The organism is Cyanobium sp. Alchichica 3B3-8F6 (genome assembly GCF_024346435.1).
GTDB lineage: Bacteria > Cyanobacteriota > Cyanobacteriia > PCC-6307 > Cyanobiaceae > Cyanobium_A.
In genome coordinates this window covers 234,537-249,230 of the sequence record NZ_JAGQCZ010000002.1, presented here as the reverse complement: position 1 = coordinate 249,230, position 14,694 = coordinate 234,537, and the positions used below count along the sequence as shown (strand labels likewise).

Below are 14,694 nucleotides of genomic sequence, written 5' to 3'. Positions count from 1 at the left end.
TCGGCGAACACTAGGGGCGATGATGGGTCCAGGCGCTCGCTCACCCCCAAGGCTGTGCAATTTTTTCGCTCCACCCTGCTGCCGGCCGCCATCGTGGTGCTGTTTGGATTGGCGCTCTTTGCCGTGAGTGCTCGGATCTGGTTGCCCGGCGACATGGCTGCCCCCGCCCCGATCGGCTGAGTCCCCGTCGTGAGCCTTTCCCTGCAGCCCGATCAGCCCCAGCCTGACCAGCCGTCAGGGCCCTTCGGCGACAGTCCCCAGCAGCTGCACCTCGACCCTGAGGTGCTGGCCCAGGAATTGGCGGAGGAGCTGCTCGGCGATCCCCTCGACGACCTGGAGACCAGCGATCCAACGGCCAGCGACGTGGCCGCTGAATGCGACCAGGGTTTGGTGTTGTTGCGCGCTGAGGCTGGCGGCAGCACCCACGAGCAGTGCATGCAGGGGTTGCGCATCTTTTGTGAGCACCGCGATCCGCGGGCCCTGCCGCTGCTGTTGCCCCTATTGGCGGTGAGCTGCCCGATCCTGCGGATGAGTGCGGTGTATGCCCTGGGCCGCAACCCCAGCCCCCTGGCGGTGGAGCCGCTGCTGGCCCTGCTGGGCTCCGACGACAACGGCTATGTGCGCAAGGCGGTGGCCTGGAGCCTGGGCAACTACCCGGATGCGCCGGTGCTCAATCCCCTGATCCGCTCGCTCCAGGTGGATATCGCCGCCGTGCGCCTCTGGGCTGCGAGCTCTCTGGCGGAGGCGGGCTCCACCGGAGCGGCGAAGGCCGATCCGGCGGCGGCCCAGTTGCTGCTGAGCTTGCGCATCGATAGCGAGCCGGCCGTGCGCAGCAACAGCGCCTGGGCCCTGGGTCGCCTCTATGGCGACCTGGTGCAGCCCCGCCAGCAGGTGGTGGTGGAATCGCTGTTGCACGCCATGCTTCACGACGCGGAGCCGAGCGTGCGCGATGAGGCGCGGCTGGCCCTCGAGCAGCTGGAGCAACCCGAGGTGCTCGAACGCCTGCAGACGCTGGTGGATGAGGGCCTGCTCAGCTGACGCTGACGAAGCTGACGCGTCCCCGGGCCCAGCCTCTCGCCCAGCCATCAGAAATCGCGGCTAACATGTACAAACCTGTCCAGGCCTGGGATGGATCAGTACACCATCCGTTTTCGGATCCGGCCCGATGGCCGCGTTGAAGAGTTGGTGGAAGGGGTGCGGGGGTTGGGTTGCGAGCAGCTCACCGAGCGGATCGAGGCCCGGCTCGGGGCTGTACAACAGCGTGAGCGCACGGCCGCGGCCTTCCAGTCCCACGACCAGGTTCAAGGCGAGGTCCAGCCCCTGGGGCAATCCCTAGCCAATCCTACTTCCCTGTAAACCGTCGCTCCCCCCAACCGATGTCGCACTTCAGCACGATCAAAACCGAGCTTCGCGATCGCCAGGCCCTGCTGGAGGCGCTCCGGGATCTGGGCCACGACCCTCGCGAGGGCGCCTTGCCGGTGCGCGGCTACCGCGGCCAGACGCTGGAGGCCCAACTGGCAGTGGCCCAGCCCAACGGCGCCGACATCGGGTTTCGTTTCAACCCGGAAACCGGGAGCTATGAGCTCGTAACAGACCTGGATCTGTGGAAGCAGCCGGTGCCGGTCGAGCGCTTCATCGCCCAGCTCAACCAGCGCTATGCCCTGCGCACCATCCTGGCGGCCACCGCCGAGGAGGGCTTCCAGGTGAGTGAGCAGATCCAGCAACAGGACGGCACTATTGAGCTGGTGGTGACCCGCTGGGCCTAGCTGTTGTGAGCTCCTCCGGCAGGGTGGATCCAGCACTGGCTTTCACAGTGATGCCCCCAGGGGCCGAGGCGCAGCGCACCGGCCTGGAGCCTCTGCTCGGAGGCTCCCTGCGTCAGAAAGCGGTGTGGGTCGATGAGGCGGTCTGCATCGGCTGTCGCTACTGCGCCCATGTGGCCACCAATACGTTTGTGGTGGAGCCCGATTGGGGGCGCTCCCGCGCCATCCGCCAGGACGGTGACACCACCGAGCTGATCCAGGAGGCTATCGACACCTGTCCCGTCGATTGCATTCATTGGGTGGCCTACGAGCAGCTGCCTAGGCTGCAACAACAGCTGGCGGATCAGGAGATCCTGCCCCTGGGGGTCCCCTCTCCAGCGCGTCCCAAGCGCACCCTGCCGCGGCGGGAGCCGTCCTGATGCTTCCCACCCGGCGGTTCGGCCGCACCGAGCTGGCCATGCCGGTGCTCTCCCTGGGCTGCATGCGCTTTCAGCAGAGCTGGACCGACCTGCCGCCCGATCAGATCACCGCGGCGAGTCAGGCCAACCTGCGCACCATCCTGGAGAAGGCGGTGCCGGCGGGCTTCCACCACATCGAGACGGCCCGTCACTACGGCACCTCGGAGCGGCAGCTGGGCTGGCTGCTCGACCAGGTGCCCGATCCCCTGCGCATCCTGCAGACCAAGGTGCCGCCCCACCCGGAGCCGGAGGCCTTTGAGGCCGAGCTGCGCACCAGCTTTGAGCGCCTCGGGGTGGCGTGGGTGGATCTGGTGACGCTCCACGGCCTCAATCAACCGGAGCACCTCGAGCAGAGCCTGCGGCCCGCCGGTTGCCGCGAGGTGCTGCGGCGCTGGCAGGCCGAGGGCCGGATCGGCCATGTGGGCTTCTCCACCCACGCTCCCCTGCCCCTGATCTGCGAGGCGATCGCCAGTGACGCCTTCGACTACATCAACCTCCACTGGTATTTCATCCGCCAGGACAACCGCCCTGCCATCGCGCTGGCCCAGGCCCACGACATGGGGGTGTTTGTGATCAGCCCCACCGACAAGGGCGGCCATCTGCATACGCCCTCCGCTCGCCTGAGCGCCCTGTGCGCGCCGCTGCACCCGATCACCTTCAACGATCTGTTCTGCCTGTCTGAATTGGGTTCTGCAGGGGTGCCGGCGGTCCATACCCTCAGCGTCGGAGCAGCCCGTCCTGAAGATCTCGACCTGCACATCGAGGCAGTGGCGCAGCTGGACCAGGCCAGTGCCCTGGTGCCCCCGGTGCTCGAGCGCCTGGAGCAGGCCCGCCGGGACGCCCTTGATCCGGCCTGGCTGGCCAGCTGGGAGCAGGGCTTGCCGGAGTGGTCTGAGGTGCCGGGGCAGATCAACGTGCAGGTGTTGCTCTGGCTGCACAACCTCCTCGAGGCCTGGGATCTCGAGGGCTTTGCCCGGGCCCGCTACGGGTTGCTCGGCCAGGGCGGCCACTGGTTTCCCGGCCGCAATGCCGACCTTCTCGACGACGCGGTGAGCGAGGCGGAGCTGCGGGCCGCTCTCGCCCGCAGCCCTTGGGTCGATCAGATCCCCGCGATCCTGCGGGGCCTGCGCAGCCGCCTGGGCGGCCAGACCGTCACCCGGCTGATGGGCTCGTGACGGCTGCCGTTGTGGCTGCGGCTCCCAGCGGTTGCTTGGCCGGGACTCCGACCGCTCGGGGGTAGGCGGGGGGACAAGGGGCTAGGGGCTTCACCAGCAGCGCGTGGCGAATGCCCCGGCCGTGGGGGAGTTCCCGATTCAGGCACTGGTCGGTGCGGGCCTTCAGGGGGGCCAGGGCGGCGTCGAGCTCGCGCTGATCCGCCGGCGACCACTGGCCGCGATACAGCAGCGCCAGGCCGTTGGGGTGCAGCAGTGGCACCAGGTATTCGGCCACCACCGGCGCACTGGCCACAGCCCGGGCCAGGGCCCAGTCGAATTGGCCGCGGCAGGCCTTCTGCCGCCCTGTGCGTTCAATCCGCTCGCAGCGCAGCTGCACCCGTTCGCCCAGCCCCAGGGTGTCGGCCATGGCCTGCACGGCCTCCACCTTGCGGCCCACTGAATCCACCAGGGTCAGCTGGGCCTGGGGAAAGGCGATCGCCACCGCCAGGCCGGGGAAGCCGCCGCCGGTGCCCACATCGATCAACCGGAGGGGCGCCTGGGCGGCCTCCGTCTGCAGCAGGGGCACCAGGGGCCAGAGGCTGTCGAACACCTGGGCGATCCAGAAGTCGTCGCCTTCCACCAGCCGGGTCAGGTTGAGCTTGCGGTTCCACTGGCGCAGCTGCTCCTGCAGCTCGGCCAGCAGCTGCTCCTGGCCGGAGCTGGGCTGCCAGCCGAGTTCTTGCCAGAGGGCGTTGCCGGTGAGGGTGGGGGCCATCCAGCCTGGCAGTGGGGTTGTGATCTCTAGGATCCCGCAGAACGGATCTCCCCGCCGGATCTCGCAGTCCCGCTTCCCTTGCCGCTGCCGTCTCCTTGGCCAGCTCCTCTTCCAGCCCACCACCCAGCTCGCCATCCAGCTCCCGGCCCAGCCACTACGCGCTGCTGCAGGTGCCGGAGACGGCCTCGCGCCAGGAGCTGCGCCAGGCCTTCCGCGGGTTGAGCAAGCGGTATCACCCCGACACCACCGTTTTGCCGGCAGGCGAAGCGGCCGCTGCCTTTCAGCGCCTGCAACAGGCCTATGCGGTGCTCAGTGATCCTGTGTTGCGCCAGCGTTACGACGCCCAGCTCCATCCCTCCCCAGCACCGTTGCCGCCATCCCCGCCGTCGCTGGCGGGTGATGTCCCTCGGCCGACCTCGGTGCGTCGGGATCTCTCCGGCGGGGAGTGGTTAGCCCTGCTGCTGCTGGGGTTTGCCCTGGTGCTGAGCCTGGTGCTTGGGGTGGGTGTGGCCTGGATGCGCGGTGCCGAGCTGGTGCAGTGGCCCAGTTGGTGGACGCAGGCGCAGGCCGCCAATGCCACCGGCGCCATGACAGGGTTGGCGCCATGACCGAGTTGCCCAGCCCCCAGACCCCGCTGTATCACCATCCGCTCCCGGCCCTGGAGCTCTGGCTGGAGCAGCTGGGTGCCCGGCGCCAGCGGGCCAACTCCTGCCTCTGGGACCTGCATCGTCCCGATTGGAGCGCCCTGGTGGAACTGGAGGTGGAGGAACTCAAGGTGAGCTGGCACCGCGACGGCGAAGTGTCGGTGCGCCACTTTCCCTACGGCCTGTCGCGGGCGGATGCCGAAGCGGTGATCCTGGCCGGTCCTTAGGGGTCCAGCGCTTTCTCTGATCCGTTCAGGGGGCAGGCCCAGGCTCGGTGATAGAGGTCAGCGCCAGAGCTCAGCGGCAGATGTCACTGCGGCGCTCGCTGGCCGTGGACACGGGTCCGCAATTGACCCAGCGCACCAGCGAATCCTCCACGTCGGTGAACAGCACCAACACACCACCGCACAACAGCACCAGCACGCCACTCACCAGCCAGTGTTGTTTGGTCATCCGGGTTGCATGCTTATCGGTGGGTGGCCAAAGCCTTGATGAAAGTATCGCCCAGCCGTTGGATCTGCCATTGGCGGGCCAGCTCCCCGGCGGTGAGGGGCTCCAGCGGTGGCAACTGGGCCAGCACGGGCGTCTGGGCCAGGGCGGCCAGGGTGCGGGGGTTGTCGGGGTGGAGCGGCCCGTTGAGCACCAGGCCCAGAAGCGGAATGCCGCGGCGGCGCAGGGCTTCCACCGACAGCAGGGTGTGGTTGAGGGTGCCCAGGCCGCTGCGGGCCACCAGCAGCACCGGCAGCCCCCAGGCGGCCAGCTGCTCGATCTGCAGCCAGTCGCGGCGCAGCGGCACCAGCAGCCCGCCAGCGGTCTCCACCACCAACGGGGCATTCACCACCGGCAGGGCCAGTCGGGCCGGGTCGATCGTGAGGCCCTCCTGCTCGGCGGCCCAATGGGGCGACACCGGCGTCTGCAGTCGGTAGGCCTCCCGCAGCAGCCGTTCGGCCGGTAGCTGCAGCAGGGCCTGCAGCCGACCGCTGTCGCCGCCCCCCTCGAGGCCGCTCTGCACGGGCTTCCAGTAGTGAGCGCCCAGGCCCTGCACCACCAGGGCGCTCACCACCGTTTTGCCCACGTCAGTGTCGGTGCCGCAGATCACCAGCTGGGGGTGGCGGTGGTTCATGGGCTGGGGGCTTGGTTGGGGCGTTGGCCCAGCAGCAGCAACACCTCCCAGCTGACTTGGCCGTCGCTGGGCCAGCAGTCGAGCAGCCGGCGCAGTTGGGCTGGGCTCAGGCGGCCCGAGCGGCTGGTGCCCGCTCCGAGGGTTTTCAGCTGCTGCAGGAAGCCCAGGCCGCTGCCGTAGCCGCGGCTGAACTGCAGCCGGTGGCAGTGGCGCAGGCGCAGCCCCCCTTGGGCGCTGGCGGCCAGCAGCGCTTCGGCATTGGGCAGATCCAGGGCCGTGCAGGGCACGCCGGCAGCGGCGGCGGCGCGGTGCCACTGGGGGAAGCTGCCGCTCGTGGGCACGGCCACTGCCAGCCAGCCACCGGGTTGCAACTGGCCGCACCAGTGCCGCAGATGGCGGGCGGGATCGTCGAGCCACTGCAGGGCAAAGCTGGAGGTGAGCAGGGCGGCGTGCTGCAGCTGCTCGGGCAGGGGCTGGTTGAGGTCCCACACCAGTTGGTTGCTGGGGGCCGCCAGGGGGTTGTGGCTTAGCAGCGCGGGGCAGAGATCCAGCTGCAGCAGGGGTTGGTGGTCGCCCTGGTGGCGCAGGGCCTGCCCCACCAGTCCACTGCCGGCGCCCAGGTCGGCCCGTGGACCGTCGGGCAGGGGCAGCGCTCGGCAGAGGTGGGCCAGGCGCCAGGCCACCCCCTGCTGCAGCCGGGCCTGCTGGGTGTAGTGGTGGGCCTGCCGCGCGAAGCGGGCACTCACCTGGTGGCTGAAGGTTGGATTGGGGGCGGCAGCTGGGTTCATGCCAGAGCCTCGATCCAGCTGCACACCAGGGGCATCAACGCCGGGCTCAGCAGGCAGTGCCCCACCCCGGCCAGGCTGAGCCGGTCGGCGGTAGGCAGGGCGTCGCGCAGCAGCGCGCGCGCCTCGGGCACCACGATCTGATCGGCGCCCCCCTCCACGATCAACACCCGGGCGCGGGCCGGAAACGCCGGGGGCAGGCCGGCGGTGGCGGCCAACAGGGCCAGGTCTTGCGCCAACCGTTGCCGACCGGCTTCGGTCAGGGGGGCCGCGGTGATGCCAGGCGGCAGCAGGTTGACCGGCTGGGGGGCTGCCGCCCGCTCCAAAAAGCTCTCCAGCATGGCGCCGGCCTGGGCGGAGGCCAGCTGCTCGGCCATGGCCGCCACCGCGGCGCGCAGCCGGCGGCCGGCGGGACCCTCGGGCACGAAGCGGCCGAAGCTGGCTAGCAGCACCACCGCGTCGGCTTGCTCCAGCACGGCGGGCGGCACCAGATGGGGGCCGAGCGAGTGGGCGATCAGCACCCGCGGCCCAGCTCCCTGCTGCCAGGCCACAGCCTTGGGGGGCTGCTGTCCGTAGCCCCGTTCGCCGCACTGCCAGCCCCAGCTGCGCTGCTGCCAGGCGGCCTGGAACGGTTCCCAGCCCTGGGCATCGCCGGCCCAGCCGTGCATGGCGATCACCTGCATGGTGGGTCTCCCAGGGCGGCCAGCAACCGCCTTAATGTGCCGGCTGGCAGGTCGTGACGCAGCACCAACCGCAAGCGCGCCGTGCCCTCCGGCACGGTGGGCGGGCGGATCGCCACGCTCAACAGTCCGGCGGCCTCCAGCCGGTGTTGCAGGGCCAGGGCGGCGCGGTCGTCGCCTACCAGCAGCGGCAGGATCGGCCCCACCCCGGGGGGACGCGGCCAGCCCGCGGCCTCCAGGGCGGTGCGCCAGCGCTCGGCTCGTTGCAGCAGCGCCGGGCCATTGGGCTCGGCCTGGATCTGGTGCAGGGCGGCCAGGGCGCCGGCGGCCAGGGGCGGAGCCAGGGCGGTGGTGTAGCGGAAGGGTCCGCTGAACTGCAGCAGCCACTCCATCACCAGGGTGTCGCCAGCCAGAAACGCCCCGCCGCTGCCGAAGGCTTTGCCGAAGGTGCCGCTGATCAGGGCGATCTCCGGCTGCCCCCCCTCCCCATTGAGGCCATAGCCCAGCCCCCGTCCGCCGGGGCCGAGCACCCCGAGGGCATGGGCTTCATCGAGCAGCAGCGCGGCGCCGTGGCCAGCGCACAGGGCCGCCAGGGCCGCTACATCTGGACTGGAGCCCTCCATCGAGAACAGGCTTTCGCTCAGCACCAGCAGCCGTTGGTTGGGGCGTTCCCGTCGGGCGGCCTGGAGCCGACGATCCAGATCGGCCAGGTTGTTGTGGGCAAAGCGCTGCAGCCCGGCGCCGCTGGCCCGCACCCCCGTGAGCAGGGACTGGTGAATGAGCCGATCGGCCAGCACCAGGCTGTGGCGATCGACCAGAGCGGCCACGGCCGCCAGGTTGGACTGGAAGCCGCTGGGGAACAGCAGCGCCCGCTCGCGGCCCAGCCAACGCGCCAGGGCCGCTTCCAGTGCGGCATGGGCCGGCCGGCTGCCGCTCACCAGCCTTGAGGCGCCGGCGCCCACGCCCTCCCCCGCGGCGGCGGCCTGGGCCGCGGCCACCAGGGCGGGGTGGCGGCTCAGTCCGAGGTAGTCGTTGCTGGCCAGATCGAGCAGGGGGGCTGCGGCGCTGGTTCGGAGGGCTGCGGCGTCAGCGGGTTCAAAGCTGCGCAGGGCGCGCCGGCGCTGCTCGGGAAGGTCCGCGAGCTGGCGCTGCAGCTCCTGCCGCCAGTGGGCGGACGGGTCGCTGCTCTCTGATGCGCTCCATCCCAATGGCCTTGATCCCAATGATCCGACCGCAGTGGCCAAACGCTAGATCGCGCCTGGGACAGGGCGGGCACTAACGGTTTGAACGTGCCCGTGCCCAAGGTCCTGGTGTGCCTTCCCCGGGAAGCTCATCTCTGAGGGCTTTGCGACCTGTTGAACGTTCTGTTTCACAAACCCAAATCGCCTCCAACCCCCCCCTCCCCCGTGCGTTCAGCCCTCTCCCTCCCGAAGCCCCTCTCCGCCGGCCGGCACCTGGGGGTGCGGCTGGATCCTGAGCTGGAGGCGAGTCTGCAGCTGGTGGCGGCTCAGACCGGTTCCAGCGTCAGCGATTGCGTGCGCCATGCCTTGCGGCTGTATCTGCGTCCATTTCGCGATGGCGAGGAGTGTCGCCGCCAGTCGCGCCTGGTGGCCCGATGGGAGGCCTGTGATGCGCAGCTGGCCCGGCTGCCCTGCTGGAGTGATTGGACCCCATGACGGCCCCTAAGACCCAACCCCAACGGCAGCCTGTGATCCCCTTGCGCCGTGGGGCGGTGGTGCGACTGGGTAATCCTGTGGCGAGTGGTGATCCCCAGCGGCGGCTGGCCGTGGTGGTGCAGGCCGATCGCTGGCTGAGCGATCATCCGACCCTCACCTGCTGTCCGCTCACCACCCGGATGCTGGAGGCCCCGCTGCTGCGCTTGTCCCTGGAGCCCTCAGCGGTCAATGGCCTGCCGCGGCCAGCCCAGCTGATGGTGGACAAGCTGTTCACGGCATCGCGGCCCCAGGTGCGCGCGCTGCTGGGCCTGTTGCAGGGGGAGGAGCTGGCCCGGTTGGAACGGGCGCTGCGCCAGTGGCTGGAGTTGGCTTGAGCCGGATCACCCCCGTGCCGGCCACCGGTGCGCAACGCGCAAGGCTGCGTCCCTCAGCCGGGGCCCATAGGATCACTCCATGCCCCAGTCTGCGCCGGTGTCTGCAGCCCTCGATCCGGCGGCAATTTTTCCCTTTCCGCTCGACGACTTCCAGTTGGAGGCGATCGATGCCCTCAACCAGGGCCACTCGGTGGTGGTGAGCGCTCCGACGGGTTCGGGCAAGACGCTGGTGGGCGAATACGCCATCTACCGAGCCCTGGCCCACGGCCAGAAGGTGTTTTACACCACGCCGCTGAAGGCACTCTCCAACCAGAAGCTGCGCGATTTCCGCGCGCAGTTTGGCGCCGACAAGGTGGGCTTGCTCACCGGCGACCTCAGCCTCAACCGTGAGGCCCAGGTGGTGGTGATGACCACCGAGATCTTCCGCAACATGCTCTATGCGGAAGTGGATGGGGGAGACGATCCGCTCGAGGGCGTGGAGGCGGTGGTGCTCGATGAGTGCCACTACATGAACGACTCCCAGCGGGGCACCGTGTGGGAGGAATCGATCATTCACTGCCCGCCGCCGGTGCAGCTGGTGGCCCTCTCGGCCACGGTGGCCAATGCCGGCCAGCTCACCGATTGGATCGAGCGGGTGCACGGCCCCACCCGCCTGGTGTTCAGCGACCACCGGCCGGTGCCGCTCGCGTTCAGCTTCTGCAGTGCCAAGGGCCTGCACCCCCTGCTCAACGAGGAGGGCACCGGGCTCCATCCCAACTGCAAGGTGTGGCGGGCCCCCAAGGGCAGCCACCGCAAGGGCCCGAAAACGCCCAAGCCGCCCCAGCCCGAGGCGCCGCCGCTTGGCTTTGTGGTGGCCCAGATGGCCGAGCGCGAGATGCTGCCCGCCATCTATTTCATCTTCAGCCGCCGCGGCTGCGACAAGGGGGTCAAGGAGCTTGGCAAGGCCAATCTGGTGACCCCGGCGGAGCAGGCACGCATCAAGGCCCGGCTCGACGCCTTTGTGGCGGCCACCCCCGAGGCGGTGCGGGAGGGCGGCCACGCCGAGGCGCTGCTGCGGGGCATAGCCGCCCACCATGCCGGCGTGCTGCCGGCGTGGAAGGAACTGATCGAGGAGCTGTTCCAGCAGGGCTTGATCAAGGTGGTGTTCGCCACCGAAACCCTGGCCGCCGGCATCAACATGCCGGCCCGCACCACGGTGATCTCGGCGCTGTCCAAGCGCACTGAGCGGGGCCACCGGGCACTGATGGGCAGTGAATTCCTGCAGATGGCCGGCCGTGCCGGCCGGCGGGGCCTCGACTCCCAGGGTTATGTGGTGACGGTGCAGAGCCGCTTTGAGGGGGTGCGCGAAGCGGGCCAGCTGGCCACCGCGCCTGCCGATCCGCTGGTCAGCCAGTTCACGCCCAGCTACGGCATGGTGCTCAACCTGCTGCAGCGCTACGACCTGGCCAAGGCCAAGGAGCTGGTGGAGCGTAGCTTCGGGCGCTATTTGGCCACCTTGGATCTGGCTGAAGACGAGGCCCGGATCGCCCAGCTGATGCAGCAGCTCGAGGGCCTCGAAGATGGCTCCGGCGAGGTGCCCTGGGACGACTTCGAGGACTACGAGAAACAGCGGGGGCACCTGCGCGAGGAGCGCCGCATCCTGCGGATCCTGCAGCAGCAGGCCGAGGAAACCCTCGCCCATGAGCTCACCCTGGCCCTGCAGTTCGCCAGCGAAGGCACCCTGGTGAGCCTCAAGGCCCCTCAGCTGCGCGGCCGGGTGACACCAGCGGTGATCGTCGAGAAGGTGAAGGGGCCGGGCCAGTTCCCCCTGCTGCTCTGCCTCACCGACGACAACGTATGGCTGCTGCTGCCCTGCGGCGCCGTGGTGGCCCTGCATGCCGAGCTCAGCTGCCTGCAGGTGGGCCAGGTGGAGGCGCCCGAGCTGCGCCATGCCGGCGAGCTGCGCCACGGCGACCAGGCCAGCGGCGGCCTCGCCCTGGCGGTGGCCCACATGGCCAGCCGCCACGACATGGTCACCCCCCAATACGACCTGGCGGGCGAGGTGCAGGCCCACGCCCAGCTGGTGCATGACCTGGAGGAGCAGCTGGAGCTGCATCCGGCCCACCGTTGGGGTGACCGCCGCCAGCTCAAGAAGCACCGCCGGCGCATGGAGGAGCTGCAGCTGGAGATCGACGAGCGCCAGCGGCTGCTGCACTTCCGCTCCAACCGCCACTGGGACACCTTCCTGGCCTTGATCGAGGTGCTGCGCTTCTTCGGGGCCCTGGCGGGGGCCGATGGGCTGGAGCCCACCGAGGTGGGCCGCACCGTGGCGGCCCTGCGCGGCGACAACGAGCTGTGGCTGGGGCTGGCGTTGATGAGTGGCCACCTCGATGAGCTCGATCCGCCCCAGCTGGCGGCGGTGTTTGAGGCGATTTCCACCGAGGTGAATCGGCCGGATCTCTGGTGCGGCTACCCGCCGCCCCCGGCTGCCGAGGAGGCCCTGCACGATCTGCGCGGTCTGCGCCGGGAGCTGGAGCGCCAGCAGGAGCGCGCCAAGGTCACTTTCCCGCTCTGGTGGGAGCCCGAGCTCACCGGCCTGGTGCACGCCTGGGCCAAGGGGGCCAGCTGGAGCGACGTGATCGCCAACACCTCCCTCGACGAAGGCGATGTGGTGCGGATCCTGCGCCGCACGGTGGATCTGCTGGCCCAGGTGCCCTACTGCGAGGCGATCAGTGAGCAGCTGCGCACCAAAGCCCGCGCCGCCCTGAAGGCGATCAACCGCTTCCCGGTGTGCGAGATCGAAGATCTGCTGGCCAGCGGCAACGGCCAGCTCGACCCGGCCACCGAACGCCCCCAGGCCTGAGGTTGGTGGGCAGTAACCCGTGATCAACTCCGCCCGCATCCGCATCATCGCCGTGGGCAAGGTGCGCAAGGGTTGGGTGCAGGAGGGAGTCGCTCTCTACCGCAAGCGCCTGCCAGGACTGGTGATCACGGAGCTCAAGGACTCCACGATGGTCAAGGAAGCTGCGGCGATCACGGCGGCCCTCCAAGCTGATGAACGGCTGGTGGTGCTTACCGAAGAGGGCCGCAGCGTCGATTCGCTCAGCTTCGCCGAGCAGCTGCGCGATTCAGGCTCGGATCGCCTCGCCTTCGTGATCGGCGGCGCCGATGGGCTGGACCCAGGGCTCAAGGCCAGAGCCAGCTGGCGCCTCAGCCTCTCACCGATGACATTCCCCCACGAGCTGGCCCGACTGCTGCTGCTGGAGCAGCTCTATCGCGCCACGTCAATCCTCCAGGGTGGCCCGTATCACAAGGCTTAGTCGCGCGGCTCTGTCGTGATCGTCAGGCAGCGGATGCGTGGCGACCCTGCTGTGATCCCAGCGAGAAGGCGCGGCAACGCTTCGGGATTGGTTGGCACCGGCTCAGGCTGTGGAGGCCGAGACCGAACGATGTCGAGCAGCAACGGCTCCTTCCAGCTCACCTCCCCTGGGTTTGTCGATGGGGGCAGGATTCCTTCGATCCACTGTGCCGATGGCCTGAATCTCTCCCCGCCGCTGCGCTGGCACGGAGCACCGAGCTCCACCGTCAGCTTTGCGCTGGTTCTGGAGGATCCCGATGCGCCGGGGGGCACCTGGGTGCACTGGGTGCTGTTCAACCTCCCGGCTGAGCACCAGGGCCTGCCGGCCGGCCTGGATCGGGCACCCCAGCTTCCCAGTGGCGCCTGCCACGGTGCCTGTTGGGGCGTCGCCGACTTCCATCGCATCGGCTACCAGGGGCCGGAGCCGCCACTGGGGCAGACCCATCGCTACATCTTCAGCCTGTTTGCCCTCGACACCAGCCTGGATCTGGAGCCTGGCATCACGGTGGCACAGCTCCAGCAGGCCATGGCCGGCCATCAGCTGGCTACGGCCCAGCTCACGGGGGTTTACAGCCGCTAGTGCTGCACCCCCTCTGGGGCCCAGCGCTGAGACGCTCAAAACCCCAGCCGCTCCCAGATCACGCCCAGGTTCTCCTGGTGCAGGTCGGTGGAGAAGCAGTCGGCCAGCTGCTCGAGGCTGAGGCGGCTGGTCACCTCACCGTCGGCCTCGAGGTTGGCGCGGAAGTTGCCCCCCTCGGTGTTCCAGGCGGTGTGGGCGTTGCGCTGCACGATCCGGTAGGCATCTTCGCGGTTGATGCCGCTCTCCACCAGGGCCAGCAGCACCCGCTGGCTGAACACCACGCCGCCGTAGACGTTCATGTTGCGGGCCATGTTGTCGGGGTAGACCCCCAGGCCCTTCACCACGTCGGTCATCTCCCGCAGCATGAAGTGCAGGGTGGCCGAGCAGTCGGGCAGCATCATCCGCTCCACCGAGCTGTGGCTGATGTCGCGCTCGTGCCAGAGGGCGCAGTTTTCCAGGGCCGCCACTACGTAGCTGCGCAGCACCCGCGCCAGGCCGCTGATGCGCTCGCTGCGGATCGGGTTGCGTTTGTGGGGCATGGCCGAGCTGCCCTTCTGCCCCTTGGCGAAGTTCTCTTCCACCTCGAGCACATCGGTGCGCTGCAGGTTGCGGATCTCGGTGGAGAAGCGCTCCAGGGCGGCGCCCACCAGGGCGAGCGTTTGCACGTATTCGGCGTGGCGATCGCGGGAGATCACCTGGGTGCTGGCCGTATCCGGCTCCAGGCCGAGCTTGGCGCAGGCGATCGCTTCCACCTGGGGGTCGGTGTTGGCGTAGGTGCCCATGGCACCGCTGATCTGGCCCACGCTCACCACCCGCTCGAGGCGCTCCAGCCGGTCGCGGTTGCGCTCCACCTCCGCCAGCCAGCCCGCCACCTTGAAGCCGAAGGTGATCGGCTCGCCGTGGATGGCGTGGGAGCGGCCGATCATCACCGTGCCCTTGTGGGCGCGGGCTAAAGCCCTAAGGGCGTCTGCGAGAGCGTCAAGCTCGGTGCGCAGCAGCTGCACCGAGGCCTTCAGTTGCAGTGCCAGGCCCGTGTCGAGCACATCGGAGCTGGTCATGCCCACGTGGATGTGGCGCCCGGCGTCACCCACGTGCTCGTTCACGTTGGTGAGAAAGGCGATCACGTCGTGCCGCACTTCCGCCTCGATCTCGAGGATGCGCTCGACGCTGAAGCTGGCCTTCTGCTTGATCGTGGCCACGGCCTCGGCGGGCACCCGGCCCAGCTCGCAGTTGGCTTCGGTGGCGGCGATCTCCACATCCAGCCAGCTCTGGAACTTGGCTTCCTCACTCCAGAGGTTGCCCATTTCGGGCAGGGTGTAACGCTCGATCAAGGCCGCGTTTGGCT

General features: G+C 69.4%; 20 protein-coding genes. 13 read left to right on the top strand and 7 right to left on the bottom strand.

What is annotated here, in order from left to right; translation table 11 throughout:
• The first annotated feature begins 54 nt into the window (after positions 1–54).
• The 6 genes from KBY65_RS03195 (at position 55) to KBY65_RS03170 (ending at position 3,396) form a co-directional block, all read left to right on the top strand.
• Positions 55–180, top strand: coding sequence for a hypothetical protein (locus tag KBY65_RS03195; RefSeq protein WP_254931229.1), 126 nt, complete (start codon positions 55–57; stop codon positions 178–180).
• A gap of 84 nt (positions 181–264) precedes the next feature.
• The gene (locus KBY65_RS03190) at positions 265–1,038 is read left to right on the top strand and encodes a HEAT repeat domain-containing protein (RefSeq protein ID WP_094561568.1); all 774 of its coding nucleotides are present in this window, start codon (positions 265–267) and stop codon (positions 1,036–1,038) included.
• 90 nt (positions 1,039–1,128) lie between these two features.
• Positions 1,129–1,356: a DUF2997 domain-containing protein gene (locus KBY65_RS03185; RefSeq protein ID WP_094561552.1), complete on the top strand. Its 228-nt coding sequence runs from the start codon at positions 1,129–1,131 to the stop codon at positions 1,354–1,356.
• Positions 1,357–1,376: 20 nt separating this feature from the next.
• Positions 1,377–1,766 (top strand): DUF1257 domain-containing protein, encoded by a 390-nt coding sequence (locus KBY65_RS03180; RefSeq protein WP_255000486.1) that lies wholly within the window; start codon positions 1,377–1,379, stop codon positions 1,764–1,766.
• 50 nt (positions 1,767–1,816) lie between these two features.
• Positions 1,817–2,182: a ferredoxin gene (locus KBY65_RS03175; protein ID WP_255000485.1), complete on the top strand. Its 366-nt coding sequence runs from the start codon at positions 1,817–1,819 to the stop codon at positions 2,180–2,182.
• Positions 2,182–3,396 (top strand): aldo/keto reductase, encoded by a 1,215-nt coding sequence (locus KBY65_RS03170; RefSeq protein ID WP_254988513.1) that lies wholly within the window; start codon positions 2,182–2,184, stop codon positions 3,394–3,396. Before KBY65_RS03175 ends, KBY65_RS03170 begins: the two co-directional genes overlap by 1 nt.
• On the opposite strand, the gene rsmG is transcribed toward KBY65_RS03170, so the two are convergent.
• Positions 3,374–4,150, bottom strand: coding sequence for a 16S rRNA (guanine(527)-N(7))-methyltransferase RsmG (gene rsmG, locus KBY65_RS03165; RefSeq protein WP_094561548.1), 777 nt, complete (start codon positions 4,148–4,150; stop codon positions 3,374–3,376). The two genes, KBY65_RS03170 and rsmG, sit on opposite strands and share 23 nt — an antisense overlap.
• Before the next feature lie 95 nt (positions 4,151–4,245).
• Between rsmG and KBY65_RS03160 the strand changes: the two genes are divergently transcribed.
• Entirely contained in the window at positions 4,246–4,758 is a 513-nt protein-coding gene (locus KBY65_RS03160) for a J domain-containing protein (protein ID WP_094561547.1), read from the top strand.
• Positions 4,755–5,021, top strand: a complete 267-nt coding sequence (locus tag KBY65_RS03155) for a DUF3143 domain-containing protein (protein ID WP_094561546.1) — start codon at positions 4,755–4,757, stop codon at positions 5,019–5,021. Before KBY65_RS03160 ends, KBY65_RS03155 begins: the two co-directional genes overlap by 4 nt.
• A gap of 70 nt (positions 5,022–5,091) precedes the next feature.
• On the opposite strand, the gene KBY65_RS03150 is transcribed toward KBY65_RS03155, so the two are convergent.
• From KBY65_RS03150 to KBY65_RS03130, 5 genes are read right to left on the bottom strand one after another with little or no spacing between them, the layout of a single operon-like run.
• Positions 5,092–5,247, bottom strand: a complete 156-nt coding sequence (locus KBY65_RS03150; protein WP_198953899.1) for a hypothetical protein — start codon at positions 5,245–5,247, stop codon at positions 5,092–5,094.
• 13 nt (positions 5,248–5,260) lie between these two features.
• Positions 5,261–5,917 (bottom strand): dethiobiotin synthase, encoded by a 657-nt coding sequence (gene bioD, locus KBY65_RS03145; RefSeq protein ID WP_094561545.1) that lies wholly within the window; start codon positions 5,915–5,917, stop codon positions 5,261–5,263.
• A complete protein-coding gene (locus tag KBY65_RS03140) occupies positions 5,914–6,705 on the bottom strand; it encodes a methyltransferase domain-containing protein (protein ID WP_254988514.1) in 792 nt (263 codons plus the stop codon). Before KBY65_RS03140 ends, bioD begins: the two co-directional genes overlap by 4 nt.
• Complete coding sequence (locus KBY65_RS03135) at positions 6,702–7,385, bottom strand: alpha/beta fold hydrolase (RefSeq protein WP_255000483.1); 684 nt, start codon at positions 7,383–7,385, stop codon at positions 6,702–6,704. The genes KBY65_RS03140 and KBY65_RS03135 overlap by 4 nt, the downstream gene beginning before the upstream one ends.
• Positions 7,376–8,536, bottom strand: a complete 1,161-nt coding sequence (locus KBY65_RS03130) for an aminotransferase class I/II-fold pyridoxal phosphate-dependent enzyme (protein ID WP_409996616.1) — start codon at positions 8,534–8,536, stop codon at positions 7,376–7,378. The genes KBY65_RS03135 and KBY65_RS03130 overlap by 10 nt, the downstream gene beginning before the upstream one ends.
• Positions 8,537–8,788: 252 nt before the next feature.
• Here KBY65_RS03130 and KBY65_RS03125 point away from each other — a divergent pair, with 252 nt between their 5' ends.
• The 5 genes from KBY65_RS03125 to KBY65_RS03105 all read left to right on the top strand — a co-directional run bounded on the left by KBY65_RS03125 (position 8,789) and on the right by KBY65_RS03105 (position 13,349).
• Positions 8,789–9,058, top strand: coding sequence for a ribbon-helix-helix protein, CopG family (locus KBY65_RS03125; RefSeq protein ID WP_255000481.1), 270 nt, complete (start codon positions 8,789–8,791; stop codon positions 9,056–9,058).
• On the top strand, positions 9,055–9,432 hold the full coding sequence (locus KBY65_RS03120) for a type II toxin-antitoxin system PemK/MazF family toxin (protein WP_233128708.1): 378 nt from the start codon (positions 9,055–9,057) through the stop codon (positions 9,430–9,432). The genes KBY65_RS03125 and KBY65_RS03120 overlap by 4 nt, the downstream gene beginning before the upstream one ends.
• A gap of 79 nt (positions 9,433–9,511) precedes the next feature.
• Positions 9,512–12,274, top strand: coding sequence for a DEAD/DEAH box helicase (locus KBY65_RS03115; RefSeq protein ID WP_255000480.1), 2,763 nt, complete (start codon positions 9,512–9,514; stop codon positions 12,272–12,274).
• 22 nt (positions 12,275–12,296) lie between these two features.
• Entirely contained in the window at positions 12,297–12,731 is a 435-nt protein-coding gene (locus tag KBY65_RS03110; RefSeq protein WP_094561376.1) for a 23S rRNA (pseudouridine(1915)-N(3))-methyltransferase RlmH, read from the top strand.
• 129 nt (positions 12,732–12,860) lie between these two features.
• The gene (locus KBY65_RS03105) at positions 12,861–13,349 is read left to right on the top strand and encodes a YbhB/YbcL family Raf kinase inhibitor-like protein (RefSeq protein ID WP_254988517.1); all 489 of its coding nucleotides are present in this window, start codon (positions 12,861–12,863) and stop codon (positions 13,347–13,349) included.
• Positions 13,350–13,384: 35 nt separating this feature from the next.
• Here KBY65_RS03105 and purB read toward each other — a convergent pair whose 3' ends face one another.
• A complete protein-coding gene (gene purB, locus KBY65_RS03100; protein ID WP_255000479.1) occupies positions 13,385–14,680 on the bottom strand; it encodes an adenylosuccinate lyase in 1,296 nt (431 codons plus the stop codon).
• Positions 14,681–14,694: the final 14 nt, after the last annotated feature.